Source organism: Pseudomonas sp. SWI36 (assembly GCF_002948105.1).
In the GTDB taxonomy this organism is placed as follows: domain Bacteria; phylum Pseudomonadota; class Gammaproteobacteria; order Pseudomonadales; family Pseudomonadaceae; genus Aquipseudomonas; species Aquipseudomonas alloputida.
In genome coordinates this window covers 659,684-685,688 of the sequence record NZ_CP026675.1, presented here as the reverse complement: position 1 = coordinate 685,688, position 26,005 = coordinate 659,684, and the positions used below count along the sequence as shown (strand labels likewise).

Here is a 26,005-nt window from a genome sequence, read left to right as displayed (position 1 = left end):
CTCTTTTCACTAGAGGATCGGTTTGCCGCCAGTCACTGCGTAACGTGAGCCACTGATGTAACTGGCTTCGTCGGAGCCCAGCAGCACGTAGATCGGAGCGACCTCCACCGGTTGTCCGGGACGACCCAATGGTGTTTTGGAACCAAAGTGTGTAACCGCTTCCTCTGGCATGGTGGAAGGAATTAGAGGCGTCCAGATAGGCCCTGGCGCAACGCTGTTGACCCGAATACCTTTCTTGCCTAGCAACTGAGCCAGGCCAGCAGTGAAGTTGGCAATGGCCCCCTTGGTCGTGGCATAAGCCAGCAGGCTGGGGGATGGATCGTCGGAATTGACCGAGCTCGTATTGATAATCGAACTGCCCTTGGGCATGGAAGGCAGGGCCGCCTGGCAAATACGGAAGATGGCGGTGATGTTGGTATCGAAAGTCTTCACCCATTCGTCATCGTCGATTTCCTCCAGGGTTTCGTGGGACATCTGGAACGCCGCGTTGTTGACCAGGATGTCGATACGCCCGAACTGGCTAACGGTCTTTTCGACGATGTCGTAGCAGTGCTGTTTCTGCGCCAGGTCTCCGGGCAACAGCAGGCATTGACGGCCTGCGGACTCAACCCAGCGCGCGGTTTCTTTCGCGTCTTCATGCTCATTCAGATAAGCGATGGCGACGTCGGCGCCTTCACGGGCATAGGCAATCGCCACTGCCCGCCCGATGCCGCTGTCTGCTCCGGTGATGAGTGCAACCTTGCCTTCGAGGCGATTGTGGCCGGTATACGACTGCTCACCACAATCCGGGTAGGGCTCCATCTTGCGCTGTGAGCCAGGGACATTTTGAGGCTGCGAAGGGAAGGGCGGGGTAGGGAAGTCTCGCATGGTAGAAGCTCCTGCAGTTGAGAACGTTCATACCGGTTCGAAAGGCCCTGCCTCCTCGTGTTGGTTTCAATCTGCGGTTGGTACGACGAGCGGTGCGGGATATCAATCCAATTGAATTCCATGCCCCATCGCCTGTTCTACCGGACTCAGCTCCAGTCTCATCTCTTCGCTCGGAGCCCAATACCCGGAGTAGCGAGTGCCTCGAATCATTACCCCAACGACCCCTGAGCACGAGATCAGCGAGCACAATGCCAGGATGTTTGGCTCTCCTAAGGAGCGTCTGGATTTTTACCGGCGTGAGATCCAGTACGAAACCAGCATCCTGGCCAACCGCACGGATGCCTACCTGGCGGCTCAGTCATTCCTGGTCATCGCCTTCGTTTCCTCCATGGGGAACCTCAATCAAGGATGGGGCGAGATGTTCACCCTGATCGTGCCCGCTTTCCTCGCCTTGCTCGGGGTACTGAGCTCGCTCAACGCCTGGCCTGGCATTCGGGCGGCCTACAACATCATCGATCACTGGCAGCTCAAACAGAGCCACCTACTGCGCAGCGAGCCGTTGATGGGGTTGGCTTACGACGAGTCGCCGCTGTTCTGTGAGGCGGAAACCTCGCGTGCAGGGCATCGAAAATCATTGCTGTTCTCGCTACGGACGCCGTGGATCTTTCTGGTGTTCTGGGTGTTACTGGGTAGCTACTCGGTGTACATCCAGCTGGCCTGAACACGTCTGCGTGCGAACATGGGGGTAACATTTTGAAGACTGAGGCATTACTGACCGAGCTCCTCAACGCCCGAGGGCCGGGCGGACAAGAAGATGAAGTACGGGCCATTTGTCTGCGCGAGCTGCGCCTATTCTGTGATGACACGCACATCGACCCTGCTGGCAATGTGGTGGGGGTAATTCGTGGGGGCCGCGCTGGTAGCCCAGAGGCAGCCATACGCGTTATGGCCCATCTCGATGAGATCGCGATGATCGTCAAAAATGTGCTGGAGAACGGCACCCTGGAGGTGCTCGCTCTAGGGGGGGCGCAACCGATAAGCTTCGGCGTGTGCCCTGTCGATATCCTGGGCGATGAACACATCCTGCCGGGTGTTTTGTCCTACGGTTCAATGCACAACAGCGGTCGTACTTCGAATGGAAGAGACGTGTTGGCAGGAAATGTTCAGTCGAAAGATGTCTATATCGTCACGCGCAAGAGCAAGTCAGAGCTCCAGAAGCTTGGCGTTCGGCCTGGTACTCGAGTCGTGCTGAGTCAGCACTGGCGTAAGCCCTTCAAGGTACATGACTGTATTGCCGCTCACTTCCTCGACGACCGAGCTCCGCTGAGCGCTGTCATTCTCTGTGCGAAGCTACTGAGTGAACGGCGAGAGAAACTGAAGCAAGACGTTTGGTTCGTGCTTACGACGCTGGAGGAAGAGTCGAATGCCGGCGCCATGTACGCAGCTTCCCGGCTGCCCGGCGACACCACAATCGCTGTCGAGGTCGGCCCTGTACTTGAGGAATATGGCACGGAGCTTTCGGCCAATCCGATCATCAATACCGGCGACCAGAAGGGATACTACAGCCGCACCGTGGTGCAGGGCCTGATCGCCGCTGGCCTAAAGGCCGGTTTTAAGCCCCAGTCGGCATTGCTCGTCGATTTTGCATCCGATGCAAGCGCGGTGATGAGCGCCGGGATCGATGCCCGGGCTGGTTGCATTGCGATACCCACCGAGAATACCCATGGCTTCGAAATGGTGCTTCTGGAGGGGATTACGGCCTGCGCTGAGACCTTGTTCGAATTTCTTACAGGTAGTCAGGACACATAGCCCCGGCGCGTCGACTATGCGCAGTGGCTTACCACCTGCCATTTCGATGGAATCATTTCTTCCTTGGTTTGCTCAATAACGCATGACTAGGGAGGGAATTCTGGTGATCGGACAGCAACTCTATGTAATTGAGTACGAGCTTCACAGTGAGCCTCGGACATTCATTATCCGTCTGGAGAAAATGGACAACGGCGCCGCATGGCACTGGGCCGGCTGTGATGCCGGCGTGGGCATCATTCCGCGTTTCAGTCAGCAGAACATCAAACTGGTCAGTCGCCCGATGGCTGAGCGGTATGGCATTGCCAAGGTGAAGTGGAGGCTGGCTGGAGAGGGCCCCGAATTCGTTCCGCAACCTATCGATGTCGGCAAAATCTCAGGTGCTACCTAAGGGGCCTGAGACCGGTATTCCATCAACGTGCCTGGAGGTGTTGCCATGCAGCCTAAAACCGAAGGCTCTGAAGAAAAAGGCCCAAGCGACGTGCCTTTCATTAACGATCCGGAAAAGCCCACGTCGCCGCCACTGAATGACGCTGATGCCACGGATGCGGCTGAGGCTGAAGAAGACCTTCAGGACGATGGCCAATCCCTTTAGAGAGGAGAACCAGCTGATGGATAGTTATCACCTCAGCCCGACTTCGGATGGCTGGGAATTGAAGAAAGTCGGTGCTGAGCGAGCCTCAAAACGAGCCGCCACGAAGCAGGAGCTTGTCAGTGTCCTTGCAGATGTCTTCGAGGGTAAGACGGCGTCCGTGAAGATCCACAAAGCGGACGGCACTCTCGAGGAGGAACGCACCTATCCACGTTCAGCTGACCCGCGCCGTAGCAAAGGTTGAAGACTATAACTGCCTGTGACCTCGGCATTGAGGTCACGGATGCCCTTGGCGTGTTCAGATGGTTGTTGGCCAGCTTTCTCATGGGGAAGCGCATCCGCGCCACCGTAGCAGTGCAGGCGTACCGGACGCTTGTCGATCAGCAGGGCCTGGATACGCCGATTAAGCTTGCCCAGACTTCTCATTCCACGCTGGTCAAACTCCTCGGCCAGGCCGGCTATGCGCGCTACGATGAATCCACTGCCCGACGACTGCATGATCTTGGCAACAAGGTAGAAGTGGAACTGGTTGCCCAACTTGAGGCACTGCAGGAGGGGTCAGATGCTGAGGGATTTAAGCGCTGGCTACTGAGTTTAGAGGGCGTAGGCCCAAAGACCGTGGAGATTTTCATGCGTGAAGGCTTGTCCCATTTGACGAAGTTGTAAGGCCATTGAGTTTGGTGGCCTTTAGCCCCCATCGACGCATGTCCGGAAGAGTGAAACACTCGACCATTGGATTACGTACTGGAGAGGGTGATGAAGCTCGACATTGAGGGTTTGTCGCTGTCAGGGAAGACAGTAGTTGTCGTAGAGGATGATCCAACGCTTCAAGCCCTTCTGGTGGAAATCCTGATCGAGTTGGGCGCCACCTGCGATGCGTTCGATAACTCAGAAGATGCTTTGATTCACTTGATGGGACTCAAGAGCGACTGCTCGTTGATCGTTGTCGATCACGGTGTTCCGGGAAGCATCAAAGGTATGGAATTCATCTCCATGGCACACGAAAGGTGGCCTGGGCTACCCGCCATTCTGACCTCGGGCTATCAGCTGGATGCTTCTCAGGTCACACCACCTGTTACCTACCTCTTCAAGCCGTGGTCGATAGAGGAACTCGCTCAAGCTATTGACCAAGCGCTTCCCCCTGCAGACGTACCTTCAACTCTTCTGCTGGGCCACCAACAAGGTCTCTAGCGCTGTAGGTTATCCCGAGCCACATCGTCCGTCTGATGCTCAGCAGGCGCCTGATGTTGGGGATCACATTCGCTGCCCATCGCCTGATATTGCTTGCGAAGTTTATGGATTTCCCGGTTATCGAGCGCTTCGAGATCCAATACCGACTGCTCCGCAGATTTCGTAGCGCGAATCAGTTCGTCGAGCTTCACGTGGATGATGTCGTTATCCCGGTTCTGGGTGTTCTGGATCAGGAAAACCATCAGAAATGTGATGATGGTGGTCGACGTGTTGACGATAAGTTGCCAGGTATCATTGTAGTGAAACCAGGGCCCAGAGGCCGCCCACATGGCAATCAACACCACGGCGATCAAGAAGGTGCTCGGCTTACCGGCGTGGTTGGCGAGCCATTGGCAGAACTGGGCGAATTTCATGACGTAATCTCCACTGCGATCTATAGGGTTTGACCGCAGTGGAGCGCTGAAATCTTTTTTTACATTTCACCGAGGTATTGGGTGAGCCCACCAAGCGCAGCGGAACGACGTGGCCTGCCGGAAAGTCAAAAAAATACTCGAAAACTTTCCCAAGGCTTCTGCACAGATGACCTTCATCGTCTGGTTCGCCATGCTGGGCGCAGTCTTGCTGCTGCTCGCACTCTCATCCTCCTACCTGCGCTGGATCCCTGTGACCTCGTCTGTAGTGTGCCTTGCCCTGGGCATCGTCCTGGGGACATCGGGGCTGGGTTTTCTTCAACTGGACGTGAGCAAGTCGAGCGAGTGGATGGAGCACCTCACAGAAGTCGCGGTGTTGTTTTCGCTGTTCTTCAGTGGTTTGAAATTGCGCCTGCCCTTGCACAACCGCCGTTGGTGCAGCGCCTTTTTTCTAGCCGGGCCGGTGATGTTGCTCTGCATCGGTGGGGTAACGCTGGTGCTGCACTACGGCCTGAACTTGGGGTGGGGCGTCTCGTTACTGATCGGGGCGATCCTCGCACCCACTGACCCCGTGCTCGCAACCCTGGTGCAGGTGGTTGATGCCCGGGACGATGATCTTGTCCGTTTCAGCTTGTCGGGTGAGGCAGGGCTCAACGACGGCGTGGCGTTTCCCTTCGTCATGCTTGGACTGTTCCTGCAACAGGACAATGGCCAGACTTGGTTCAGTGACTGGTTGCTCAAGGACATGCTGTGGGCAGTAACCGCAGGTCTAGTGCTTGGCTACTGGATGGGGCGCGGCCTGGGCAAGCTCACGCTGTTCTTGCGTCTGCGCAACGACGACAGCACCGTCTCGCCCAATGACTATCTGGCCCTTGCCCTGATTGCGTTGGCATACGTGAGCGCCGAGTCGATACAGGCTTATGGGTTCCTCGCGGTGTTCGCTGCGGGACTTGGTTTACGTCAGGCGGAGGTGCAGACCGCCAATAGCCCTGAAGCGCCGGCTGCTGAACATTTGGTACAGCCTGTGGTAGGTCACCAGCACGTGGCGCCGGAGCTAGCAGTCAAAGGCGATCTGAAAGGGCTCGACGACTCGCAGGTAGCAGCGGGGATCATGTTGGGTGACATGTTGGCGTTCGGTAGCCTGATCGAACGGGCAATGGAAGTATTTCTGGTGACCCTGCTCGGGGTAGTGCTCATTGAGCATTGGGACTGGCGGGCAGTGCTTGTTGCCGGTGCTTTGTTTTTTGTCATTCGCCCCATCAGCATCCTGCTGTTCCCGGCTCGAGGAATGCTGGATATCCGCCAGCGTGGACTTTTAGGGTGGTTTGGCATCCGAGGTATCGGCAGCTTCTACTACCTGTTCTATGCCCTCAATCATGGGCTGCTTCCCACCTTGGCCGCGCAAAGCATCAACCTGGTGCTGTCCGTGGTGGCGTTGAGCATTCTGCTGCATGGGTTGAGCGTTCAACCGCTGCTAGCCAAATACGAAGCATGGAAGGGATAGGCAGTGTTCTTTGGATCAGGCTTCAACTTGCGGCGGGAGCGTTACTAATTTGTTGATCAGCGAGGCGAGATCAGAAATCTCCCAAGGTTTGGGGAGAAATGCTGTCCGAGCAGGCAGCAAACCGGTGTCGATTATTGCGTCGCCCGAAGTCAGAATCACTGGCAGGGTAGGCCATCGACGCCAAATCTCGTGTGCAAGGCCTAAACCGTCCATGCTTCCAGGCATATGGATATCGGTCATCACCAAGCTAGGGACTTCCTTATTGCAAAGGTAATGCAACGCCTCGTCAGCATTTGCGCAGCACGTCATAGCAACGGCGTAGAGTGACGAAAGGCTCTCGGCAGTTAGGTCTCTTAGGAGGTCGTCGTCTTCCACAATGAGGATGGTTTTCGGCATGTAGGGTTTGCTCGCGGGTCATATGCATTAGGGCTCTGGGCCTCTACGCCGTTGCTACTGGGCGATGAGTGGTGCGCTAGGCGCCGTCATGGATTAGCGGCTATGGTAGGAAAGCGGTAAGCGAACCGCCTGTACGCCCTGAAAGGATTCTGGGCGTTTCCCGTTAATCCGGAAGGGAAGACTATGCAGCAGCTACCAGTGGACGAAACAATCCGAGCGGCCTTGAAAAAGACTCATACGCGCTTGCACCGCCAACATGAGCTCGTGGTCGAGTTTGGCGTAATGTCCCTGAAGGCTGCGGACTTGGATCTGTTGCTGACCCGTGCATGTGAAGTAGTCGCTGAAGGAATGTGCACTCGTTTTTCCAAGGTGCTCCAGCCAGCAGAAGACGGGGAAGGGTTTGTTCTGACCCATGGCGTTGGCTGGGATGCTTCTGACATCGGGCGGGCAACCGTGGGCGGCGATGTGGCTAGTCCCGCAGGCTATGCATTGGCCACCTATAGGCCCGTACTCTCAAATCATTTGGGTATGGAAAATCGCTTTCGAACGCCGGAACTGCTCAAAAAATATGGAATCGAGCGGGCCATCAATGTCCCGATCCGGGGTGTGCTCAGCCCGTTTGGTGTACTGGAAGCCGACAGCAGCAACGGGGACGATTTCGTAGAGAGCGATCTGGTATTTCTGGAAGGCATCTCGAACGTCATTTCCATGGCTGTCGAAAGAATATCTGCAGGCGTGGATGTTCCAGTTCCCGACCCTTATTCCGAGACCATTCTGAACGCAAGCCCTGACTGGGTGGATATCCTGGCCCCGAGCGGCGAGATCGAGTTCATGAATGAAGCCGGGCTGAAATTCCTGGATACCCAACTGACCAGTGTTAAAGGTCAGCGATGGTATGACTTGTGGCCTGAGGAGTCGCGATCACTTGTTTGGGAGGCGGTAGCTAAAGTTAGCGCTGGCGAAACCATGAGGTTCGAATCGTACTGCCCAATCGCTCCCGATGAACCCAAATGGTGGGACGTGACTGTGGCGCCAATCATGGGCACGGATGGTCAGGTCGAACGGATCATAGCGGTATCACGGGATATCACTGAACGGCACCAGTACGAAGCTCAGCTGCTCTCTCTCATTGAGGCGCAGAACAGCAGGCAAAATCGAAGCGACCTTTATCTCGAAGAAATCCATCATCGCGTCAAAAATAGCCTCCACCTTGTAAACACCCTGCTGTTACTTCAAGCCAATCTCACGCCAGATGCGGCTGTTAAGTTGCAGCTCGAAACTGCCGCAGGGCGAGTGGTGACCATTGCCAGTGTTCACGAGAGACTATACCAGGCCGCCGAAGACCAAGAAGTACGCGCTCGCGATTACCTAAGTGCCCTGTTGGGTGATCTGGGCAAGGCTTTGGCCGACCGGCAAATTCTGTTGGAGGCTGACGACTTCGTCCTGCCACCTGAAAGAATGGCTCCCTTGGGGTTAGTGATCTCCGAGTTGATCACCAACTCCCTTAAGTACGGCAAAGGATCCATAGAAGTGATCGTCAAGCATGCCGGCGATCATGCTCAGCTCACCGTCAGGGATGAGGGCGACGGCTTTCCTGATAATTATCCTAAGCCGACAGGTACGGGGCTTGGCATGCGATTGGTCAAAAGCTATTCCGGCTACGGTAGCGCGGCAGTGGTGGTTGATCGGCAGGATAGTAAAAGTTGTATCCATGTACGCTTCAAACTCTAGGCGCGCCTGCACACACCGATGGCACTTAGCCAAATGCGTATAGTCGTAATCAGGCTGATTCGAGACCTGGAATCATCATTGGAGGAGTAGGGGATGCGTAACTGGGGATGGCTGATGACTGCGGTAGGCTACGCTGGGCTTTCAGGAATGTTAGCCATAATCGGCGCTGCGGTTTCAGGGTTTCATAACCTCACTAGCCAGATGCTAGGGGTGAGCCTATTGCTAGCGGCAGCGTCATTGGCGCTGGTGCTTGTTGGTGGTCGTCTTCGAGCGAGAAGCAAACCCTTGTTGCCCATTTCGCTGTCTCCTTAAGACCGCTTTCATTTTCTCAAAAAGTGGCCAGAGTGCCAGGCACCCTGGCCAGGCTCATTTCAAGTTACCGGTTTTCGCTACCGCGCCCGCCGCCGTGGCTGTTTTGACCGCCTTTACGGCCTGCCTCTGAGGCGCGCTCACGGTCGTTGGCAAAATTGCCGCCTGAACTCTGCCCGCCTTTGCGACCTGCCTCCGACGCTTTCTCGCGATCATTGGCAAAATTGCCAGGATTGTTCTGAGCAGTACCACCTTGATGGCCACGATTGGTTTGGTTGTTAGCCATGATCTTTCACCTCATGTCGTCACACAGGAAAGTCTGTGTTCAACTCGGACGTCGGGGCGTGGGGTGTTTACTCCGTGGGTTCTTGCCGAGGCCGACGGGTTGCGCGAAAGAACTGGTGCAGGCGTGTGTGGCGTCCTTAAGCTTTGTTCGCGAACGTTTGGGAAGGATCAAGCTCGCATCCCGTCTGCAGACGCCGAATTTTCAGCCTCCGCCGGCGTGGTTAAGCTGAGCGCAGAGCAGTTCCTGGAGCTGGGTTATTGGCCACGGCTTAGGAAGGAACCGGGCACCTGGCGGCAACACTCTCCCTGCAAATTCGTAGTATCCGCTCATGACAATGATGCGCGTCTGAGGTTTTTGCTGGCTTGCCATCCAGGCAAGATCGACCCCATTGAGTGAACCAGGCGTTTGCACATCCGTTATCAGCAGCGTCCAATTTTGCTTCCTCAACGCCTCATTGCCGTCATCGGCAGTCGCCACCGCTGTCACCATGGCCCCCCATTCTTCCAGGTACAGGGTCAAAAGCTCTCGAATCATGGGTTCGTCCTCAACGATGAGAACAGTTGGGCGAATTATCTTCGCAGCGGAAAGCAGCTCTTTCATATGGGTACTCGGACATGCGGCTGCAGGAAGGGAGGGACATCCAGGTCTGCTTGCTTTCTTCCAGCAAGACGTAGCAGCGCGCCATCACTACGACATCGCCAGCGTTCAAGAAATTCACTCCAACTTGAGTCAGTGCCGTCCATACCCATCCGTGAGCGGAACCATAACGGGGCGACCTTCTGGACACATCGACGCCGCTGACACCGCTTTACTGAACCTCTGGAATCTTCGTGACTCAACCCTCCATCAGCGTGTGAGGCCTCCTGATGCGAACGTTCGAGAAAAACCTCTCTGCCGCCCAATTGCTGAAGCTCAACTGTCTGGCAGACTGGTACCGCGTGCTGAAAAGCAGGGCCTTCCGAATGGATTCGCCAGACGAATATCATGACGAATTGCTTCGCCAGGCCGATGAGATGGATCGTCGAGGGATTATCTGCTGGCAGGAATGGCGCGATCTTCGTCTGGAGGCTGACGCTGCTTACTTGAGAGCGGTAGCAGGGGAGGACTATCGCCCGGTTAATCCCACGAGCTCGTCAGCAAAGTAGGGATCGAACGTGATCTCGCAATGAAACCATGCTCATTTTCGGTACGCAGACCTCCTCTAGCTATCCCTGCGTCGTGAATGTGTGAGTGTAAAACCTACAAGGATTCCCAGCGCCGCTGCGCCGATCAGCAGCGGCGTTTTGTCTTTCGGCTTTCTCCAGCCTCCGTCGATACCCCTCCGGCCACTTGGAGGATCAAAGAGGTTGCCTGATGATGCTTCGGCTATGGGGCTGCGATTTATCCCCCAGCGCGTCAGCCTTCCTGACAACAGAGGCAGGCCTGGTATCAGGTAGCTGGCCAAATGCGCGAGGCGCGCCGCAGCGCCAACCGTGGTGTGAGCACGAGGCGAGATTGCGCAGGCCACCATAGCCTTTGCCACCATCTCGGGATCGTATACGGGGCCTGGCGGTGTCAGCGTATGTCCGGTGTAGTTGCCACCGTCTCGGAAGCCAGGTGTGTCCATGACTGCTGGATAGATATCGCAGACATGGATGTTGGGATATTCAGTCAGCTCGCCTCGCAATGCCTCGGTCAGTCCACGTAAGCCGAATTTGCTCGCCGAATAAGCGGCGGCGTAGGGCTGGGCCACCCAGCTGCCCAGCGACAGCGTGTTGATCAGAATGCCGCTGCCCTGTGCCTTGAAGAAGGGAAGGGCGACGTAGGCACCTCGCAGGTAACCGATCAGGTCAGTCTGGATGACCTGCTCGTGCGCCTCCAACGGCGTTTCTTCGAAATTGCCGACCGCGCCGACCCCGGCATTGTTGACCCAGATATCGATCCGTCCATGTCCAAAGTCTGCGGCCTGAACGGCAAGCGCTTGAACTTGGTCGCTGTGGGTAACGTCGGTCGTGATCGCTATGGCATCCGTACCGCAATCGGTGCATTCATCCAGCACGTCGAACAACGCCTCTTCATCGCGTGCGGCGAGTACCAGGCGAGCACCTTTGCACGCAAAGGCATGCGCGGCGGCTCGGCCTATGCCGCTGGATGCGCCGGTGATGACCACGACCTTGCCGCGCAGAGGCCCTTTGAGCGGAGCGCCACGGACAGGCGCTTCTCGTTGCGCACCCGAGGCGCTGAGGTCAAGGGGGGCAACGGTTTCGCTGGCCTCGATCCGCGAGAGCTCAAGAGAGGTGCCATCGATCAGGGTCAACGTCAGCCCTTCCACCGTGCCTGCCTCCCGGTTTGGAAATACGGGCTCACCTTCGGCATCCAGGCTGTCGTAGATGAAGCGCGTACCTTCGAGCCAGCCCACGGCGGTGAGAAGTTCAGGGCCGAGATAATACTTCCCGTCTTGAAAGAAGCCTGGAAACTGATGAGCGCGCTCCACGTTTTCCACGCGATAGCGTTCGCCTGATTTCATGCCTGTCGCTTGATCGATCATGTTGAAACCCCTGTAAGTGGAGCTCGGAGATGTCAGCCTTTGCTGTGCTCGTCGGAAGTGGGCCCGGTACCTCGCTTGATACCGCGCGGGCCAGCAACGCCCCAGATACCCAGGCCAACCAGCGGTAGCGCGACGATCAGCAGGGCCCAGGCCGCTTTCACTGCATCTGACTTGTCGCTTCTGAATACGCTGACGATGGCCCATAGATCGATGAGCAAGAGGATTGCCGCCACGGCAATCCAGAAGTAGCTGGCGAGACCGTTCATGTGCTTGCCTCCTTACACGTAGTCAGGGCCCAAGGTGCCTGCTGCCGCGCCTGGCACGAGGATGACCTTGCGGCAGTTGTCCTGCTTCTGATCGAACATCTTGTAGCCCATGGCCGCTTCTTCGAGGGCCAGGCGGTGGGTGACGATCAGCTCTGGTTGCAGGCGACCTGCTTCGATGTGTTCAAGAAGTTCAGGCAAGTATTTCTGCACATGGGTCTGGCCCATTTTGAAGGTGAGCCCCTTGTCGAAGGCATCGCCGAACATGAAGGCGTGGATGAAGCCGGCGTACACACCTGGAACGCTGACAATCCCACCGCGTCGCACCGCAGCAATGCTCTGGCGCAGCGCCTTGCCACTGCTGCCTTCGATCTTCAGCGCCGTCATTACCGTTTCGGCGGTGCTGCCTTTGGCCTCGAAACCGACCGCATCGATCACCGCATCGACGCCGCGCATGCCTGGCGTCTGGCGGATTATGCTGTCGGCGGGATCGTCGTCTTGCTCGAAATTGATCGGTATGACCCCATAGGCCTCTTGTGCGTAGGCCAGGCGATAATCGTTGTCGTCGACCATGAAGATGGTCTGAGCGCCGAGCATTCGCGCACAGGCGGCGCTCAGCAAGCCCACAGGCCCGGCACCATAAATCGCCAGCGATGAGCCCTGGCCAATCTCGGCATTGATGACCGCCTGCCAGGCGGTTGGCAGAATGTCCGAGAGGAACAGCACCTTGTCGTCGGCCAGCGTGGTGGGCACTTTGAACGGGCCGACGTTGCCCTTGGGCACCCTGACGTAGTCCGCTTGGCCGCCAGGGATACCGCCATAGAGATGGCTGTATCCGAACAAAGCGGCGCCCGGTGGAATGCCCTTTTTGTTGATGATCGAGCCACGACCTGTGTTGGTGGTTTCGCAGGCAGCAAACAGATCGTGCTGACAGAAGAAGCAGCTGCCGCACGCAATCACAAAGGGAATCACCACGCGGTCGCCGATCTGGAGATTGGTGACTGCATTCCCGGTGTCTTCGACGATGCCCATGAACTCATGGCCGAAGATATCGCCCGCTTCGGTTTCTGGAATTTTGCCTCGGTAAAGGTGCAGGTCAGAGCCGCAAATGGCTGTGGCGGTGACCCTGAGGATAATGTCGTCTTCTTGCTCGATGATCGGGTCAGGGACGTTATCGACCCTGACGTCGTGTGCTCCGTGGTAGGTCAGTGCTCTCATGAATGTCAGCTCCTGCAGCCGCGTAATTTCGTGATCGGTATGCAGGGGAAGCCATGGCGGACAGCAAAGTTCAGACCAACAAGGCAGGCGGTACTGATTCGCTGCCTATCCGAAAGTTGGCTGAACCAATCGGATCACATCGATATCAGAGCGATCCAAATGGAGCTGCTGGGACGAATCGGTGGCCATCCATCATAATCGGCTGTTCGCAAGGGCTAGCTGAGAGAATCCCAAGCTCGGGGGCTCCAACCGTTCCGCTTTAAAGCTAAAGGGGGCTGGCATGCGAATACGTGGTGATGTCTTCTGGAAGTGGGCTGCCCCCGCGCTTGCCCACCGCAGTTATGATGAAACGCTGGACGACGGAACCGCTATAGAAGTCCAGACGAGGTTGTCACGAACCGGAGCCACCCAGGTTTTTCTCGGGGTTTATGCCGCGAGTGGAATGCCCCTTCACGAAGAGGCATTTGCTGCCATGCCGGGCGAATCGATGAATCGTGCGCTGGCTTGGGGGGATTGGACGGGCCAAAAGCATTGCCAATGAGCCAGAAAGGAAAGCCATTAAGCGACCGCCATCCAGTACGATGGGGGAGTTGGCGAAGCCCAGATAAAGCCAGAAAATTTCTCCTCGTACCGATACTTTTCTTGGGACGGGCAAGTTTTCTGATCGATACTCATCAGTGCTGCTGCCCATCGAACAATCAAGCTCCTTGGCTGATTCACGCTATTCGTCAGCGGTGATTATTCCTTCTCGTCTTAGCAGTTCTACGTTTGTTGGCTTGACTGAGGTTTTGGTGATCTCCTCGATTGAGAACCAGCGACACTCCACTATCTCGTGCGAAGGTCGAGGCATCACGCTGGCCGGAACGGCCATTCGGTACAGCCAGTGCTCTTCCGCTTGGAGCACGTGATGCCCCAAAACCTGAGCGTCAGTCAGTTCTAGGCACGTTTCTTCCTGTAGCTCACGACGTGCTGCTTCAAGCTGCGTTTCGCCAGGATCGATTTTGCCGCCAGGGAGTGACCACTGAGGTGCCTCCTTGCGTACAAGCAATACCTTTCCTGCCTGCAGGCAGATGACGGTGGAATGAAGCTCTCTCGACTGATTCATCAGTTGTCCTCCCTTTGACGGAGGGCCGTCATGTTGAAGCGGAGTTCACTTCATGTGTCGAAAGGTGTCCCAGACACCGGCACAGCTTTTCATGAGGAGGCCGTTGACCTTCGCCCGGAAGAGAAAAAAGCGCGCCCCCTGGCATTGGGGAGCAAGACGTCTTGCAACCGAGCGTCACCAACCTCACCAACAGACAAATTAAGCGAATTCCCGTGGCTGGCTGGTTCGTCACTCGTCCACGGCTTGATGAGTCCAGGCGGCATAAGCCGCCTTGAGGGCCGGAGGCAGGTGAAGCAAATCGGGTTTCGATCCGCCCGACCTCTTCACCCACTCAGTCAGCCAGGCAATGACCAAAGTGCGAGTGACAGGGCTGGGCCCAACCTGGCGCTCCAGTTCGGCAGCAACCTGATCCAGAAAAGCAATCTCAGCGTCCAGCCGGGCTATCGGATCAGTCATTATATTGTCTCCTTCCCGTTGTCGTTATTGGGTCAACTGATCCCGACTCGTATTGAGCCGGGGGGAGGCTCGTTTAGGTGCGCCCATAAACTGCTCAGGCCTGAAACCGATGATACGAACTGCTTAAACTCGAGCGGCTTGACGACGTAAGCATTCACCCCTAACCCAATATGCTTTCTCGACATCGCATTCCATCTTTGAACCCGTCAACATCGCAACGGGAATGGTGCGTAGCTCATCGATTGATCGTATGACCTCCAGGACTTCCAGGCCGTTCACCTTGGGCAATTTAAGGTCAAGGAGCACCACTGCAGGGTTGCCTTCAGGGCGAGAGGCAAAGGCGTTCCGCCGCAGAAGATAATCCAAGGCCTCCTCACCATCTCGTGCTACTACGACCTCATTCGCAAGTTTACTGCGCTCCAGTGAAACGAGTATCAACTCCAGGTCGAAGCTACTGTCTTCGACTAGAAGTATGGGTTTCAGCATTAGCGCTACCACATTAGAAAAGCGGGCACTTTATAGTGGCCCTGGGGAATTGCATAGGTTGACAGGCAGGCCAGAGGCCTCATGACCTACGCTGCAGCATCCTGCCAGCGGTGGGCTGTGCTCCATTGCGCCCCTGAACTACTTTTCGAGCGTAGAGGTCATCAGCATATGGAAGCCCACCCCAGCGTTCAGGATGTCGCCCATACTCTAGGTGCGATCCCTCATGAGCGTCACCAAGCATCACCCGCTCAGAGCCAAGGCCACGATCATCTGCTCACGAAATGACAAGATTCTGCTTGTCCGCAGGAAGGGTTCTAAATGGAAGTTTCCAAGCGGCGTGCTTGCGACCGGTGAGGCGCCAATCGTTGCCGCTGCCCGCGAGCTTTGGAAGGCTCTGGCGCTTCATTGCTCAGGCTTGAACCCTGTGGGCACCGTCGAGGTAGGCAACGTTCTCCACCACATTTTTACGACTGACGTACCAGACGGTCGCTGCGTCGCGCTTGGCAGAGGCATCGTCGCCTGTAAGTGGATTTGTTGGGAGGACTTGAGCTCAAGCATGCTGAAGCCCACAGCCGCTGCTTTGCTTTCACGAGATCTGAAGGAGCTCGTTCACCATGATGGGCGCCCGGAATCAGTGTCGGCTTTCAACACAAACTGAACGTCAAGATCAGCGTTCGGGTCAGATCGTTAACTGTCATGGAAAAGGATGTTAGCGATGAAAGCGATGACTCGAGTGTTCACTGGCCTGGCATTAGTTGGTGCTATGGGGGCTACTTCGGCATGGGCTGATACGCCCGGTGCTGATTGGAAGGTGAACAAGGATCAGGCTGAGGCCACCTTGAAAGGCGCAGGCTACACCCAGATTACCAAGATCGAAGCCGACGATGGTCACTGGGAAGGCGAGGGTATCAAGGCTGATGGCAAGCAATACGAATTCCAGGTTGATCCGCATGACGGCAAGATTATCAAAGACGAATTGGATAACTGATCAGGGCGGGTCTTGCTCTCTGAGCGGCCCGTGCCCAAAGCGCGGGCTTTTTTTCGTTAGTCACCAAAATAGATTTTCTGCGCCAGTCTCCCGGCAGCGCAGGCAAGCGACGGCTTTCGACCCAGCTAACCTTAAGGTTTCTCTCCAAAGTCAAAGAGCAAGCTTGCGCTTGTTAAAGTGGAAGGGCTTATGTCGTTGGCTGTCTCGGAAAACTCACCCTAAAAGTCGTGCCTTGCTCAGGACTAGATACAACATGAATGGTGCCGGCATGGCTGGCTGTGATTTCCTTGGCTATGAACAAACCTAGCCCTAAACCTTGGCTCTGCTCACCGTCAGCACGACTTGCGCGTGTTAAGCGTGCTTCAGGATCAAATAGGTAAGTGATCTGCTCGGCAGAGATTGGTTTTCCCCAGTTATGTACCTCAATTACGGCCATGTTCTCAACGCAGGTTGCACCTACTCGGATTGGCCGCTCAACATCCCCGTGTCGTATGGCATTTACCATCAGATTAGATATCACCTGGCTCATGCGTAGCGGATCGACGCTCGCCGGCAGTGCATCGGTACGTTCAAAAACGACGTTAATCTGTGGATGGGCGAAGCAGACCTCTTGTACCACCCTGGCACACAACGACGTCAGATCGATATCCTGACGTTGCACCGTGATGCCCAGGCCCAGGTTGCATCTGGCGAGATCCAGCAGATCGTTCACCAACTGATTGGCGCGGTCGGCACTGGTGTCGATCTGCACCGCCAAGCTCTGTTCACGCTCTCCCCACTGCTTCGCTTTGGTAAGCAACGCCGCTCCCATCTTAATTGCCGTTAGCGGTGATCGAAGATCGTGACCCAGTACCCCCAGCACCATTTTGCGCGTGGTATCGACAGCCTTGCCATAGGAAGCGATGGACTCGACGAGCGCCTGATCGATAGCTTCGTTGAAACGGATGATTTCGGATACTCGATCCGCTTGATCGGGTGATGCTCCCTGTGAAAGCCAAAGTCTGAGCACGCTGGATCTGAGGGCTCTATATTCGGACACCATCTGATCGAGGGTGAATCCATCCAGAAAGCGAAGTGCAGCATGTGTCTCAGCAGCGCTTTCTCCCACAACAGATGGGCCTAAGCCCTGAGATTTGTCGATCTCTTGCTGCAAGCTTTGCGGCGTATCCATATCGCGAGCCACGGCCTGAAGGATGAAGGCGGCATGACTTCTTAAGCCTTTGTCACTGAGCGCTTCGCGATGTAATTCAACGGTACGAGCAAAGTCCTCCCAAGCCTGGAGGATGGTGTCCATGTGCTGAATGATGAATGTCGATAACCGCATGCAGGCTGTTCTCCGTCCCAATTGCGTATCTTATTCGTTAAGGCTGACTAAGCGTAGCACCCGGGCATTTGGTACGTGATTCCCAGTGCGGAAGTCAGAGAGGCCTTTCGGACAGCAAGGCGGAGGTGTTGCTGCTTGACCTGAGCCAGCGGGGCGAGATCATCGGTGACCTGTTCGCGGCAGCACAGGCTGCGCCACTGGGTGAATCAATTCCAGTTAGAGCGTGGCGGTGCTACGCCAGCGAGCAAGGCGCTGACCCCCGAGCAGCAGAAGATCCAAGAGTTGTAAGCTCGGATCAACCGGCTGGAGCGGGAGAAATCGATTTTAAAAAAGGCTACTGCGCTCTTGATGGCCGAGGGAACACGAGCGCTCGCGTTGATTGATCAGCTCCGCCGCGAGGAGGCTGTCGAATTACTCTGCTCGATGTTTGAAGTCACTCGCTCGTGTTACTACGCGCATTGCCATAAACGGCGATCTCCGGACGTTGCGCGATGGCACTGCGCGTTCGGGTTAACGAGCTATTTACACAGAGTCGTAGTGCCGCAGGTAGTCGAGCCATCATATGCATGATGCGCGGAGGCCAATTAGAATGGTGTGACCAGGTCGCTTAGTCCTAGCAATTTATCTTGATGAGCTAAGTAGTTCGTGCTCCTGCGAAAATGATTTGGCGTTACTTGTCAGGTTGTTAATAGTGCAGCCCATTCATAAGTGATTCGATCTCTTGCTTGATTGATCTTAATTGGGCGTGCAGTTGTGCGAGGCTGCTGGCAATTCTGCTGAGTTGCTCGTCATTATATTGACCATCAATGTCTGCGATGTCCCACCAGCTGGAACTATCAGAGCGCTCACAGGGGGCTGCTGAGATACTTATCAATTTCATCATCACCTGAAAGGAAGGGTGGCCTTTGATTATGCAGAACTCATTGAGGGATTTTCCTGAATTCCAAAATTCTCTTATAAGTTTTACACTCTCATCGTCGCTGTATTGATTCGCCTGCTCGGCGATAAGCCGCTTGGTGGGCATGTGGAGCCTCCGGTGCTGCCGGATGAGATTGGTGAGCCAAAAACGGCTCATGCTTAGTGTGCTAGACGATCCAATGGAGTAAAGCTGCCGCCAAGCCCACGCCTATCAGTGATCCAGTGAGAATAAGGAGACACTCTAGTAGTGACGTATGATTGTCCATATTAGCTGCGCCTCCGAAAATTCATAGGCCATGCAAATGAATACAAAGGCAGCTGCGATTGAGATGGCGCCATAATAAATGTAGGTCTTGTCTGTGGGCGGAGTCATGAAGGCAATCTCCTCTTGCAATCTATTCCGTCCGCATTACTGGAAATTGCTCGGACGGGTTTCGCGATTCTGAGATCATCTTCTCGCACGCTGCCAGGGCTAGCGATTTACTAGAGAAATTCCGTTTTATTCTAATTTTTTCCTGATTGTCGTAGATATCAAAACCTCCCGAGCTTGTAGCAGCGTAAAACCGATTTCCAACCTGGAATGATTCGTTTTCTATAGGAACCGCTGGAACGATAACGAATCTTGGTTGCATTTTGCCATCCCCCTCCTTTGGAGACGTAAGTAATAGCTAGGTTCATGACTGCACGCAAGGAAATTGATGTGTTGATTTTTCGAGGGTTTGGTGAATCGAATACCTACTCTAATTTCCCTTCTCGAATGATATTGACTTGTGTATCAATCTTATCGTTATTGCAAATTGTTAGCACTACGGTACTGTCTTAGTTCTCCCGGGGCAAAACCGCCTCGGTGAAAATCAACAAGGCCGACGGCACCATCGAAGAAGAGCTTACCTATCCAAGCTCTGCGCACCAGAGGTGAACCGAGGGCTAATGCGTCGATGAGATTGAACGAGTCGCCCCATGGAAACGTCTTCAGGGAAGAAGCCCATGCTCTGAGTCGCGAGATGGTGGGTATAGATTGACGATTCGAGTGTGTGCATGCGGGACAAACGAAAATGCAGAAGTAAATCCAGGGCAACGATAATCTGTCTGCGAAGCGGCAAGGTACTGCTTGTTCGGAAAAAAGGCGGCAAATGGAATTTTCCGGGTGGTTCGATTGAGCCTGGTGAGACCCCTCATAGTGCTGCAGCAAGAGAGCTACGTGAGGAGACATCCATTGAAGGGCATGGCCTACTTTCTTTGTGCTCGATCAGGGTGGGTTCAGTCGTGCATCACATCTTCATCACCCGATTCCACGAAACTGAGAAGCCTGTGGCCGACCATGAAATAGTCGCGTGTAAATGGGTGCTTCGTGAAAAGCTCACGCCTGACTTGCTGAATTCCGCTGCAGCCGGCCTCTTGGCAACCCAGTTGCCTGCTCTGACCGCCTGACCACAGCTGTAAACTTGTACAAGGAAATTTTCTTGTATCGAAAATTGCGCCGATTGTCTGATAATTCGCGGTGCTACCGCCTGAGTCATTGAACTGCCTCCTTGCTTTGCTATGGTCAGATTTCCGTATAAGACTAAAGTCGTAGGAGGGCGCATGCGTATTCGAGGTGAGGTTTTTTGGGATTGGGCGGATCCAGTGCTTCATCATCGGACTCATGACGAGACGCTGGACGACGGCACCACGATTGATGTTCAGGTCAGGCTCTCGCGCACCGGTCAGACGCAAATGTTCATCGGTGTGTACGCTGGCTGTGGAATGGCATTGCATGAAGAAGCCTTCGATTCCCGCCCCGGCGAATCTATGACTCGAGCTCTGGCTTGGGGTGTTGGTAGAGCCAGACGTCTGGCTACAGATCAACGGCCAGCAGCGAAGCAGGTGGCCTAGACACTACGTATTTCAAGGTTGGTCGTTGAGCGGGATGCTGACGGCCAACTGCTCAACGCAAACTGCTCCATCTAACATCCGGTCGGGTGAAGAACCAGGGCTATCCATAGCCCTGGATAGTTGCTCAGCGGTTTTCTTCCGTCATCCCGCTGTCTTCATCCTGAATAGCTTGCGACCCTTCATCCATGCTTTGCTCCCGGTCAGCTTTACTGCCGGTGGTATGTCCTCCCTGGCCACCACGTTGGGTTGCGCCACCGGCACGCTGAGGATCATCTTCCTGAAGCTCACTGCCGCTACCTTGCCCTGTTTGTTGATCCTCAGATCTTCCCCCGGACATTTGACCGCCTTTTTGGCCGGCTTCCGAGGCCCGCTGAGGATCATTGGCAAAATTGCCGCCCGAGGCTTGGCCGCCTTTATGACCGGCCTCCGAAGCCTTCTCATGGTCGTTGGCAAAATTACCAGGATTGTTTTGTGCGGTGCCGCCTTGCTGACCTGTCTTGTCTTGATCGTTCGCCATGATCTCGCACCTCGTGTGTTCACACAGAGAGCCTGTGTGTTCTGTTGAGATGCTTGGCGAATTCGGGACGCTCCCTTTACTTTGGTATTAGCTGACCGGCTGCGCGAAAGATCGTGAAGCGCAACGTATCGTGTAATAAAGGTTGCGACATAGCTTGGCACGCTGTTCGCAATCGGAGCGCGGCTATCCGGCTTTCAAGAGAGATAGGCGCTGCCGGATGTCGGCGATGAGCCTTCTACTTTCTGCCTCCATCAGATCACCGTAATTGGCAATGGCGGCACATCCTCGGCACGTGAGGATGGCCTTCTTGTTTAACCGCTGTGGTCGTACAAGGTCTTGCCCACCGCATTTGAGACATCTCAAGGTGACGCTCACAGTTTTCCTCTCCATGGATGTTGATCAGGATCCTTCCCTCGCCGTGCTGATCACTAAACACGATGCGGTACATGGAGTGTCGCGGTGTGCTGATCGTTCACTTTGAGACAAGGACTAGGCCGGGCGTTTGAGTGACGGCAACTAGCAAGCGGAGCGCGTAGCCCATGGATGGGCGGAGGCGTGAGGATGGAAGCCCGGTAGGGCCGTGACCCTGGCATCGCCAGGGCGCGGTACACGACAGCCGCTTCCCCGAAAGGGGGCACGCCCGAGGCCCCATCCACACAAAGCTGATGCAGGGGCTAATGGCTGGATCGGCTATTTGTAGTGGGTGGTGTAGCTGTTGAAGAGCGATGTACATGGGCACCGGTTGGATCGGTGATTTGAATGACGTTACCGTGCTGCCAGCCATCAGCCTGGGGATCAGCATCAGGAATACGAATGTCAGCCCGTTCAGCTTTGGTTTTCACAGCATCCACACCCAGGCGCCGATTGCGCTGTTCGACCATCGCCGTGTCAGCCTGCCCATCTGCGGTAAAACCCATCATCAACTGCGGCACACCTACAGGCAGCGCTTTATCCTGATCGGTGTGCCAGGTGTGCCATGTCTTCCCATAAGTATGCGCCAGTCGCTCCATAAGAGCATGCTCAGCAGGTGCTGGAATGCCTGGTGCAATCAGCTGCCCAGAGGAGACCTCATAGCCATGGCTATGCCACATTGCCTTCTCCTTGGGTGGTAATCCGGCAAAAAGCTTCTCGTCGATGATGTATTCGACGCCCATGATCTTCGCGCCCTTGGTATTGCCGTCGAAGATCACACACTGGATGACATCCTCATTCAGGATGGAGCAGTAATGGTGAGCTTCCATCTGCACGCCCGGATGTCCGTTATAAAAATGAAAGCCATCCAGGTAGGCGTTGATAGCGTCGATGGGCGGCTTGGATTGCAGCGTCGCAGCGCCGGCCTCCAGCAACTGGGTTTTAGCAGACTCGGGCCTGCCTGGTGTCTCCACAGGAGACTTCGTTTCGGTAGCGGAGCAAGCCCACAGCAGAGTGCAGGCGAGGGGAAGGGTTATCGTTTGGAATAGCTGTCGCATGAGAAAGGCTCTGGCTGGTGTCCTTAGAGGACAGCCACGGCCAAGGAAGCGGGTAGACAAACGGACGAGTGGCTCGAGTCGATGACGACTTACGGGCAAAAGAAAACCCGCTGCTAGGCGGGCAAGGGCGCTTCTATCACACGTAGGGATAAATCATCACGCGCTTGCTCGATTGATACAGCGCAAAACGAGCACAGAAAAAAGCGGCTACTGAAGACCGGAGCCGCTGTACTGCTTAGCAGTAAGCTGGAAAAGCCCAGCAAGAGAGAGGGGGGAATTACCGCCCCACCCCAGGCGGTGACTAAGATCTAAAGCACGTGAACCCCCACCTTGCTATTAAAAACGCTCCAGCCTCGGGAGCTTTGCCAGCTTGTCCAATATCTTGGATTTGGCGCTGTCCAACACTGTCGGATTGGTTTGAGTCGACAGCTCATCTCGGGATTTTCTGCCGAGGAAATAGCTGATGCGCTCTGCGTTAGCGCCAGATGGGTGGGGAAGCCCATCAAGAATTTGTTCGGCTTTCAGCAGGCCTTTGGCCTGCAAATGCTGGAAGACCTCCGCCACCTTCGGCCCGAGCGGTACGTACAAACATTGCGGGCCCAAGACTCTGATCTCTTCCGCCAAGTGGGTTTCAACCTGGCGCCGCAAGCTGGAGCGACTGAGCATGGCTGGGCTGCCGCTGTAGTTCTGACCGTCTACAAAAACTGGATAGCGTAACGCCGAGGTGTAGTGCACCAGATGACGGTGCGTATCGAAGAGTCGAGCGCAGCTGTCGATGCCAAGCAGCGTGTGAACACCTACGTGATCAAGCATGTTGACCAGGTTGTTTCGCATAGGCCCAGCAAAGCTGGCGGTTGCTTTGGCAGCTTCCCTGGCCTGCTCGATGGAGGCGCCCTGGCGAAGTTGTTTGCACGCCTCATCTAGGGCGCGGCTGGCTTGTTGCAGCCCTGGGGTGATGCCGCATAGCACGATACGGGCGCCGGTATTGATGTGGTCGAAGGGTGCATAGAATGTATGCAGGTTGCCCTCAGATGTTAGCAACAGCTCCTCCGGCAGGTTGTTGGTAAAGTCGTAGGAAGTGGCGGAGAGCAGGGTGCTGAATTGTTCGAGGCTCATGATCGTGTCCTATGGTAATTGGCAGCGTGTTAGTCAGCGCGGGTGGCGATGAAGCCCCGGCGTCCTTTCAGCCAGCGCAACGCCTCGTTCGAGTCGACCACCGTCTGATTCTGTTCTTTACGTGTTTGAAGCTGGTCAGCTGCGGTGGGTTGAGCCGCATTGCGTACTGCTCGCTCGGTCATTTGCCCCAACACTGCAATTTCCTTGAGGGTCAGAAATCCGCTTTGATCTTCCCCCGACAAGAACATGGGTAGCGCGTCGTCATCTTTAAATGCCGGGTGGGTATCGAGGTCTAGGCGTGCTCGAATCAGAGCGTGGAACAGAATTTTTTCGAGCCCCCTGGGTAAAGTCATTTCACGGCCGCGAACGCTTGGCGAGAAGACTTCGATGTCGGGTCTAGCAGACAGCACAAGCGTGGCCAAACGTCCCCAGCTGTCGTTCATTCGGTCTTGCTGTGCACCATTCGTGGCGAGTTTCAGCCGACCATTGATCGCGTAGTCGTAGCAGTCTCGAGCTGCCGCCTGAACAGGAATCTCACCTTGGTAAATCTGATCGAGAGTCGCCAGGCTGGTGGGGTCGATTTGGCCATGAAATTTGATCAGTGAGGCACCCAGCGAACCCCAATAGACGTCGTGCGATTCCTGGAGAATCTCGTCCAGATCGAGCTTCTCTTCAGGTGAGACAAAGTTTTTTTCGAACTGGTTACGCCAATAGGTGCTCATCGTGTGCTCCGCCTGCTTGGAAGGTGTAGGCAGAGATTAAAATGAAAATAGTACATCGTCAATGATTAATTTGTGACATTCAGCATGATTTTTGTTGCTCAGGCCAAGCCGTGGCGTTCCGATCTCTGCGCACACTTGCGGCGCATTCAGTAACCCGACAGTCTGTCCCACACTGAATTGGATTAGCCACTGGTGTGGAAGTACGAGGCTCTGAAAGGTGCCCATGTACGGCGGGCTGGGACTATCCATTGAGGTGAGCAGTAGCTCGGGGCAGGGGCTAGACGGAGCAATTTGCGGGCAAAAGAAAGCCCGCTGGGGGCGGGCAAGGGAGCTTCTATCACACGTAGGGATAACTAACGTTCCCACATCGCATGTGAAAAGGACGTGAATAAACCCGTCAGTGAAGACGGTGCCTGTCCAACCCCCGCGCTATTAAGTGGATTTGGTCTAGCGGTTGCGCACGGTATCCAATGCAGGTGACCAGACGTTATGTCCGCAGCGTTCACACACGACTGAGTCTTGAGGTTCATGGAAGGTAGGGAAGCCGCAGCTGACGCAACAATGTAAGCCCGCGTTCGGCGGTGCCAGGTATTCTGGACGATGTTCGACCGGGAGCACCGACAGCCCTGGCCGGGTGTCATCTGGCCCATAGAAATACAGGCTGATATCGCCATCGGTTTCCAATAGGCCGAGCCGAACCTGGCCGAGATGCTCCACGCCTTGTTGGCGCAGTTCCATGAAGAGCTCGTTGGACGAGATGTTCAAATTCCGCAGCGAATGGATCTCGTACATCCCGTCCTTTACGACCGTGATGGGCAACCCATCGATCCAGGCCTCGCAGGTTCTGCTGCGCCTCATCATGTAGATGGTTCCGCGATAGAGCAGCAAAAGCGTGAGGAAAACCAATGCGACCGGGAGGAGAGGTACATCTTCGTAAAACGTCACATCGCCTGCGGCTGAGCCCAAGGTGAGGATCACCACGAGCTCGAATCGGGAGAGCTGCCTGATTCCACGGCGACCACTGAATTTCAAAAAGAAGAACACGGCTAGAAACGCCGCTGAAACACGAAGGGCGACCTCTAAGAGAAAGGTCAGCGGGAATTCGCCAATGAGCATCCTTTGCAGATCAAATGAAACCATTAGCTGTATCCCGCCTGTTGCAATCTCCCGTTACTGATTGACTGGCAATTCTCGGTCTTGGTTCAAGCGCTGATGTCAGCGAAAAAGTGATCCATGATCACCGATAGCGAAGCAGCTCTCTCATGGGGCCGGCAGGCTCAGCTATTCGCATTGCTGATTCAGGGGTGTGTGTTCGAACGTCACTGCATAGAAATGGAACAGGAATGGCGATGCATACTCAAAATTTAAGTAGGGCAAGCTGAAAATGGTTTACAGTAACTGACTAATTTCATCCGGTATTTGAGGAAGCATCTATGTCCCGTCTTGCAGAATTCCGTAAGCTCGAGCAAACATTGGCCGCACAACTGGCCGAGCTCGAGGCCATGAAAGGCTCATCCGAGCTGCAAGCAGAGATTGCGTTTGAGACCAAATTGCGTGAGCTGCTGAGCAAATACGGCTACAGCCTGCGCGACATCATCAACATCCTGGATCCTCAAGCGAACCGTCATGCCGCCGCCCCTACAGCAGCTGAAAAGGCCCCGCGTCGTGCGCGACAGGTGAAGCAGTACAAGAACCCACACAACGGTGAAATCATTGAAACCAAAGGCGGCAACCACAAGCTGCTGAAGGAGTGGAAAGCTCAGTACGGTGCTGACGTGGTTGAAGGATGGCTCAGCCACTAATTAGTGCTGGTGTCACCGATTTAAGATTTAATTAGATTGAAGAGGCTATCACTGTAGAAAGTGGCAGCCTCTTTTTTTGAGGTTGTTATGTGGGCAAAGGTTTCATCGCTGTTTAGTTACGCTAAAA

General features: G+C 55.2%; 32 protein-coding genes and 4 pseudogenes. 17 read left to right on the top strand and 19 right to left on the bottom strand.

Going from position 1 to position 26,005, the window contains the following annotated elements:
• Positions 1-9: 9 nt before the first annotated feature.
• Complete coding sequence (locus C4Q27_RS03340; protein WP_104886482.1) at positions 10-867, bottom strand: SDR family oxidoreductase; 858 nt, start codon at positions 865-867, stop codon at positions 10-12.
• A gap of 196 nt (positions 868-1,063) precedes the next feature.
• Here C4Q27_RS03340 and C4Q27_RS03335 point away from each other — a divergent pair, with 196 nt between their 5' ends.
• The 7 genes from C4Q27_RS03335 (at position 1,064) to C4Q27_RS03310 (ending at position 4,456) form a co-directional block, all read left to right on the top strand.
• Positions 1,064-1,588 carry a hypothetical protein gene (locus tag C4Q27_RS03335; RefSeq protein WP_016486361.1) on the top strand — a complete coding sequence of 175 codons (525 nt, stop codon included), beginning with the start codon at positions 1,064-1,066 and terminating at the stop codon, positions 1,586-1,588.
• Between the two features lie 32 nt (positions 1,589-1,620).
• On the top strand, positions 1,621-2,676 hold the full coding sequence (locus C4Q27_RS03330) for a peptidase M42 (RefSeq protein ID WP_104886481.1): 1,056 nt from the start codon (positions 1,621-1,623) through the stop codon (positions 2,674-2,676).
• 103 nt (positions 2,677-2,779) lie between these two features.
• Entirely contained in the window at positions 2,780-3,064 is a 285-nt protein-coding gene (locus tag C4Q27_RS03325) for a DUF6555 family protein (RefSeq protein ID WP_256599993.1), read from the top strand.
• Positions 3,065-3,109: 45 nt separating this feature from the next.
• Positions 3,110-3,268: a hypothetical protein gene (locus C4Q27_RS29385; RefSeq protein WP_177409988.1), complete on the top strand. Its 159-nt coding sequence runs from the start codon at positions 3,110-3,112 to the stop codon at positions 3,266-3,268.
• A gap of 16 nt (positions 3,269-3,284) precedes the next feature.
• A complete protein-coding gene (locus C4Q27_RS03320) occupies positions 3,285-3,509 on the top strand; it encodes a DUF2188 domain-containing protein (RefSeq protein ID WP_104886479.1) in 225 nt (74 codons plus the stop codon).
• On the top strand, positions 3,506-3,931 hold the full coding sequence (locus C4Q27_RS03315; protein WP_104886478.1) for a DNA methylase: 426 nt from the start codon (positions 3,506-3,508) through the stop codon (positions 3,929-3,931). Before C4Q27_RS03320 ends, C4Q27_RS03315 begins: the two co-directional genes overlap by 4 nt.
• Positions 3,932-4,021: 90 nt before the next feature.
• Entirely contained in the window at positions 4,022-4,456 is a 435-nt protein-coding gene (locus tag C4Q27_RS03310; RefSeq protein WP_004573946.1) for a response regulator, read from the top strand.
• Here the strand turns inward: C4Q27_RS03310 and C4Q27_RS03305 are convergent.
• Complete coding sequence (locus tag C4Q27_RS03305; RefSeq protein ID WP_104886477.1) at positions 4,453-4,869, bottom strand: low affinity iron permease family protein; 417 nt, start codon at positions 4,867-4,869, stop codon at positions 4,453-4,455. The genes C4Q27_RS03310 and C4Q27_RS03305 overlap by 4 nt on opposite strands.
• A 166-nt stretch (positions 4,870-5,035) precedes the next feature.
• On the opposite strand from C4Q27_RS03305, the gene C4Q27_RS03300 reads away from it, so the two are divergent.
• Complete coding sequence (locus C4Q27_RS03300) at positions 5,036-6,370, top strand: sodium:proton antiporter (protein ID WP_004573948.1); 1,335 nt, start codon at positions 5,036-5,038, stop codon at positions 6,368-6,370.
• A 15-nt stretch (positions 6,371-6,385) separates the two neighbouring features.
• Here the strand turns inward: C4Q27_RS03300 and C4Q27_RS03295 are convergent, their stop codons facing one another.
• Positions 6,386-6,766, bottom strand: coding sequence for a response regulator (locus C4Q27_RS03295; protein WP_104886476.1), 381 nt, complete (start codon positions 6,764-6,766; stop codon positions 6,386-6,388).
• 183 nt (positions 6,767-6,949) lie between these two features.
• On the opposite strand from C4Q27_RS03295, the gene C4Q27_RS03290 reads away from it, so the two are divergent.
• Positions 6,950-8,497, top strand: coding sequence for a sensor histidine kinase (locus tag C4Q27_RS03290; RefSeq protein WP_004573950.1), 1,548 nt, complete (start codon positions 6,950-6,952; stop codon positions 8,495-8,497).
• Between the two features lie 376 nt (positions 8,498-8,873).
• On the opposite strand, the gene C4Q27_RS03285 is transcribed toward C4Q27_RS03290, so the two are convergent.
• Both C4Q27_RS03285 and C4Q27_RS03280 read right to left on the bottom strand, forming a co-directional pair.
• Positions 8,874-9,092, bottom strand: coding sequence for a general stress protein (locus C4Q27_RS03285; protein ID WP_004573951.1), 219 nt, complete (start codon positions 9,090-9,092; stop codon positions 8,874-8,876).
• A gap of 201 nt (positions 9,093-9,293) precedes the next feature.
• Entirely contained in the window at positions 9,294-9,692 is a 399-nt protein-coding gene (locus tag C4Q27_RS03280) for a response regulator (protein WP_004573952.1), read from the bottom strand.
• A 266-nt stretch (positions 9,693-9,958) separates the two neighbouring features.
• Here C4Q27_RS03280 and C4Q27_RS03275 point away from each other — a divergent pair, with 266 nt between their 5' ends.
• Positions 9,959-10,237, top strand: coding sequence for a hypothetical protein (locus C4Q27_RS03275; RefSeq protein ID WP_004573953.1), 279 nt, complete (start codon positions 9,959-9,961; stop codon positions 10,235-10,237).
• Positions 10,238-10,293: 56 nt separating this feature from the next.
• Here C4Q27_RS03275 and C4Q27_RS03270 read toward each other — a convergent pair whose 3' ends face one another.
• Genes C4Q27_RS03270 through C4Q27_RS03260 form a run of 3 tightly spaced genes read right to left on the bottom strand, consistent with a single transcriptional unit; the run spans position 10,294 to position 13,100 of the window.
• Complete coding sequence (locus C4Q27_RS03270; RefSeq protein WP_104886475.1) at positions 10,294-11,619, bottom strand: SDR family oxidoreductase; 1,326 nt, start codon at positions 11,617-11,619, stop codon at positions 10,294-10,296.
• A 32-nt stretch (positions 11,620-11,651) separates the two neighbouring features.
• Positions 11,652-11,885: a PLD nuclease N-terminal domain-containing protein gene (locus C4Q27_RS03265; protein WP_014859183.1), complete on the bottom strand. Its 234-nt coding sequence runs from the start codon at positions 11,883-11,885 to the stop codon at positions 11,652-11,654.
• Between the two features lie 12 nt (positions 11,886-11,897).
• On the bottom strand, positions 11,898-13,100 hold the full coding sequence (locus C4Q27_RS03260; RefSeq protein WP_104886474.1) for a zinc-dependent alcohol dehydrogenase: 1,203 nt from the start codon (positions 13,098-13,100) through the stop codon (positions 11,898-11,900).
• 280 nt (positions 13,101-13,380) lie between these two features.
• Between C4Q27_RS03260 and C4Q27_RS29665 the strand changes: the two are divergent.
• Positions 13,381-13,708, top strand: a pseudogene (locus C4Q27_RS29665) (hypothetical protein).
• Positions 13,709-13,821: 113 nt separating this feature from the next.
• Here C4Q27_RS29665 and C4Q27_RS03250 read toward each other — a convergent pair.
• The 3 genes and pseudogenes from C4Q27_RS03250 to C4Q27_RS03240 form a co-directional block, all read right to left on the bottom strand.
• Entirely contained in the window at positions 13,822-14,205 is a 384-nt protein-coding gene (locus tag C4Q27_RS03250) for an NUDIX domain-containing protein (RefSeq protein ID WP_104886473.1), read from the bottom strand.
• A 228-nt stretch (positions 14,206-14,433) separates the two neighbouring features.
• Positions 14,434-14,661, bottom strand: coding sequence for a hypothetical protein (locus C4Q27_RS03245; protein WP_104886472.1), 228 nt, complete (start codon positions 14,659-14,661; stop codon positions 14,434-14,436).
• 32 nt (positions 14,662-14,693) lie between these two features.
• Positions 14,694-15,147, bottom strand: a pseudogene (locus C4Q27_RS03240) (response regulator).
• Between the two features lie 223 nt (positions 15,148-15,370).
• Here C4Q27_RS03240 and C4Q27_RS03235 point away from each other — a divergent pair.
• Complete coding sequence (locus C4Q27_RS03235) at positions 15,371-15,805, top strand: NUDIX domain-containing protein (protein ID WP_104886471.1); 435 nt, start codon at positions 15,371-15,373, stop codon at positions 15,803-15,805.
• Positions 15,806-15,862: 57 nt separating this feature from the next.
• The gene (locus C4Q27_RS03230) at positions 15,863-16,135 is read left to right on the top strand and encodes a PepSY domain-containing protein (protein WP_054902847.1); all 273 of its coding nucleotides are present in this window, start codon (positions 15,863-15,865) and stop codon (positions 16,133-16,135) included.
• Between the two features lie 187 nt (positions 16,136-16,322).
• Here C4Q27_RS03230 and C4Q27_RS03225 read toward each other — a convergent pair whose 3' ends face one another.
• A complete protein-coding gene (locus C4Q27_RS03225; RefSeq protein ID WP_256599991.1) occupies positions 16,323-17,429 on the bottom strand; it encodes a sensor histidine kinase KdpD in 1,107 nt (368 codons plus the stop codon).
• A gap of 219 nt (positions 17,430-17,648) precedes the next feature.
• Between C4Q27_RS03225 and C4Q27_RS03215 the strand changes: the two are divergent.
• Positions 17,649-18,031: pseudogene (locus C4Q27_RS03215) on the top strand (IS3 family transposase); the annotation flags it as partial.
• Between the two features lie 113 nt (positions 18,032-18,144).
• Here C4Q27_RS03215 and C4Q27_RS03210 read toward each other — a convergent pair.
• The gene (locus C4Q27_RS03210) at positions 18,145-18,483 is read right to left on the bottom strand and encodes a hypothetical protein (RefSeq protein WP_104886469.1); all 339 of its coding nucleotides are present in this window, start codon (positions 18,481-18,483) and stop codon (positions 18,145-18,147) included.
• Positions 18,484-18,772: 289 nt separating this feature from the next.
• Positions 18,773-19,009, bottom strand: coding sequence for a hypothetical protein (locus C4Q27_RS29660; protein ID WP_104886468.1), 237 nt, complete (start codon positions 19,007-19,009; stop codon positions 18,773-18,775).
• Positions 19,010-19,415: 406 nt separating this feature from the next.
• Here C4Q27_RS29660 and C4Q27_RS03200 point away from each other — a divergent pair, with 406 nt between their 5' ends.
• Positions 19,416-19,808 carry an NUDIX domain-containing protein gene (locus C4Q27_RS03200; RefSeq protein ID WP_104886467.1) on the top strand — a complete coding sequence of 131 codons (393 nt, stop codon included), beginning with the start codon at positions 19,416-19,418 and terminating at the stop codon, positions 19,806-19,808.
• Between the two features lie 153 nt (positions 19,809-19,961).
• Positions 19,962-20,252, top strand: coding sequence for a hypothetical protein (locus C4Q27_RS03195; RefSeq protein ID WP_104886466.1), 291 nt, complete (start codon positions 19,962-19,964; stop codon positions 20,250-20,252).
• A gap of 325 nt (positions 20,253-20,577) precedes the next feature.
• Here the strand turns inward: C4Q27_RS03195 and C4Q27_RS29650 are convergent.
• The 5 genes and pseudogenes from C4Q27_RS29650 to C4Q27_RS03165 form a co-directional block, all read right to left on the bottom strand.
• Positions 20,578-20,769: pseudogene (locus C4Q27_RS29650) on the bottom strand (general stress protein); the annotation flags it as partial.
• Positions 20,770-21,443: 674 nt separating this feature from the next.
• Complete coding sequence (locus C4Q27_RS03180; protein WP_104886463.1) at positions 21,444-22,238, bottom strand: OBAP family protein; 795 nt, start codon at positions 22,236-22,238, stop codon at positions 21,444-21,446.
• Positions 22,239-22,574: 336 nt separating this feature from the next.
• On the bottom strand, positions 22,575-23,354 hold the full coding sequence (locus C4Q27_RS03175) for a hypothetical protein (RefSeq protein ID WP_104886462.1): 780 nt from the start codon (positions 23,352-23,354) through the stop codon (positions 22,575-22,577).
• Between the two features lie 29 nt (positions 23,355-23,383).
• A complete protein-coding gene (locus C4Q27_RS03170) occupies positions 23,384-24,076 on the bottom strand; it encodes a hypothetical protein (protein WP_104886461.1) in 693 nt (230 codons plus the stop codon).
• A gap of 447 nt (positions 24,077-24,523) precedes the next feature.
• The gene (locus C4Q27_RS03165; protein ID WP_104886460.1) at positions 24,524-25,216 is read right to left on the bottom strand and encodes a DUF421 domain-containing protein; all 693 of its coding nucleotides are present in this window, start codon (positions 25,214-25,216) and stop codon (positions 24,524-24,526) included.
• Positions 25,217-25,509: 293 nt separating this feature from the next.
• On the opposite strand from C4Q27_RS03165, the gene C4Q27_RS03160 reads away from it, so the two are divergent.
• Positions 25,510-25,878 carry a histone-like nucleoid-structuring protein, MvaT/MvaU family gene (locus C4Q27_RS03160; protein WP_104886459.1) on the top strand — a complete coding sequence of 123 codons (369 nt, stop codon included), beginning with the start codon at positions 25,510-25,512 and terminating at the stop codon, positions 25,876-25,878.
• The last annotated feature ends 127 nt before the right edge of the window (positions 25,879-26,005 follow it).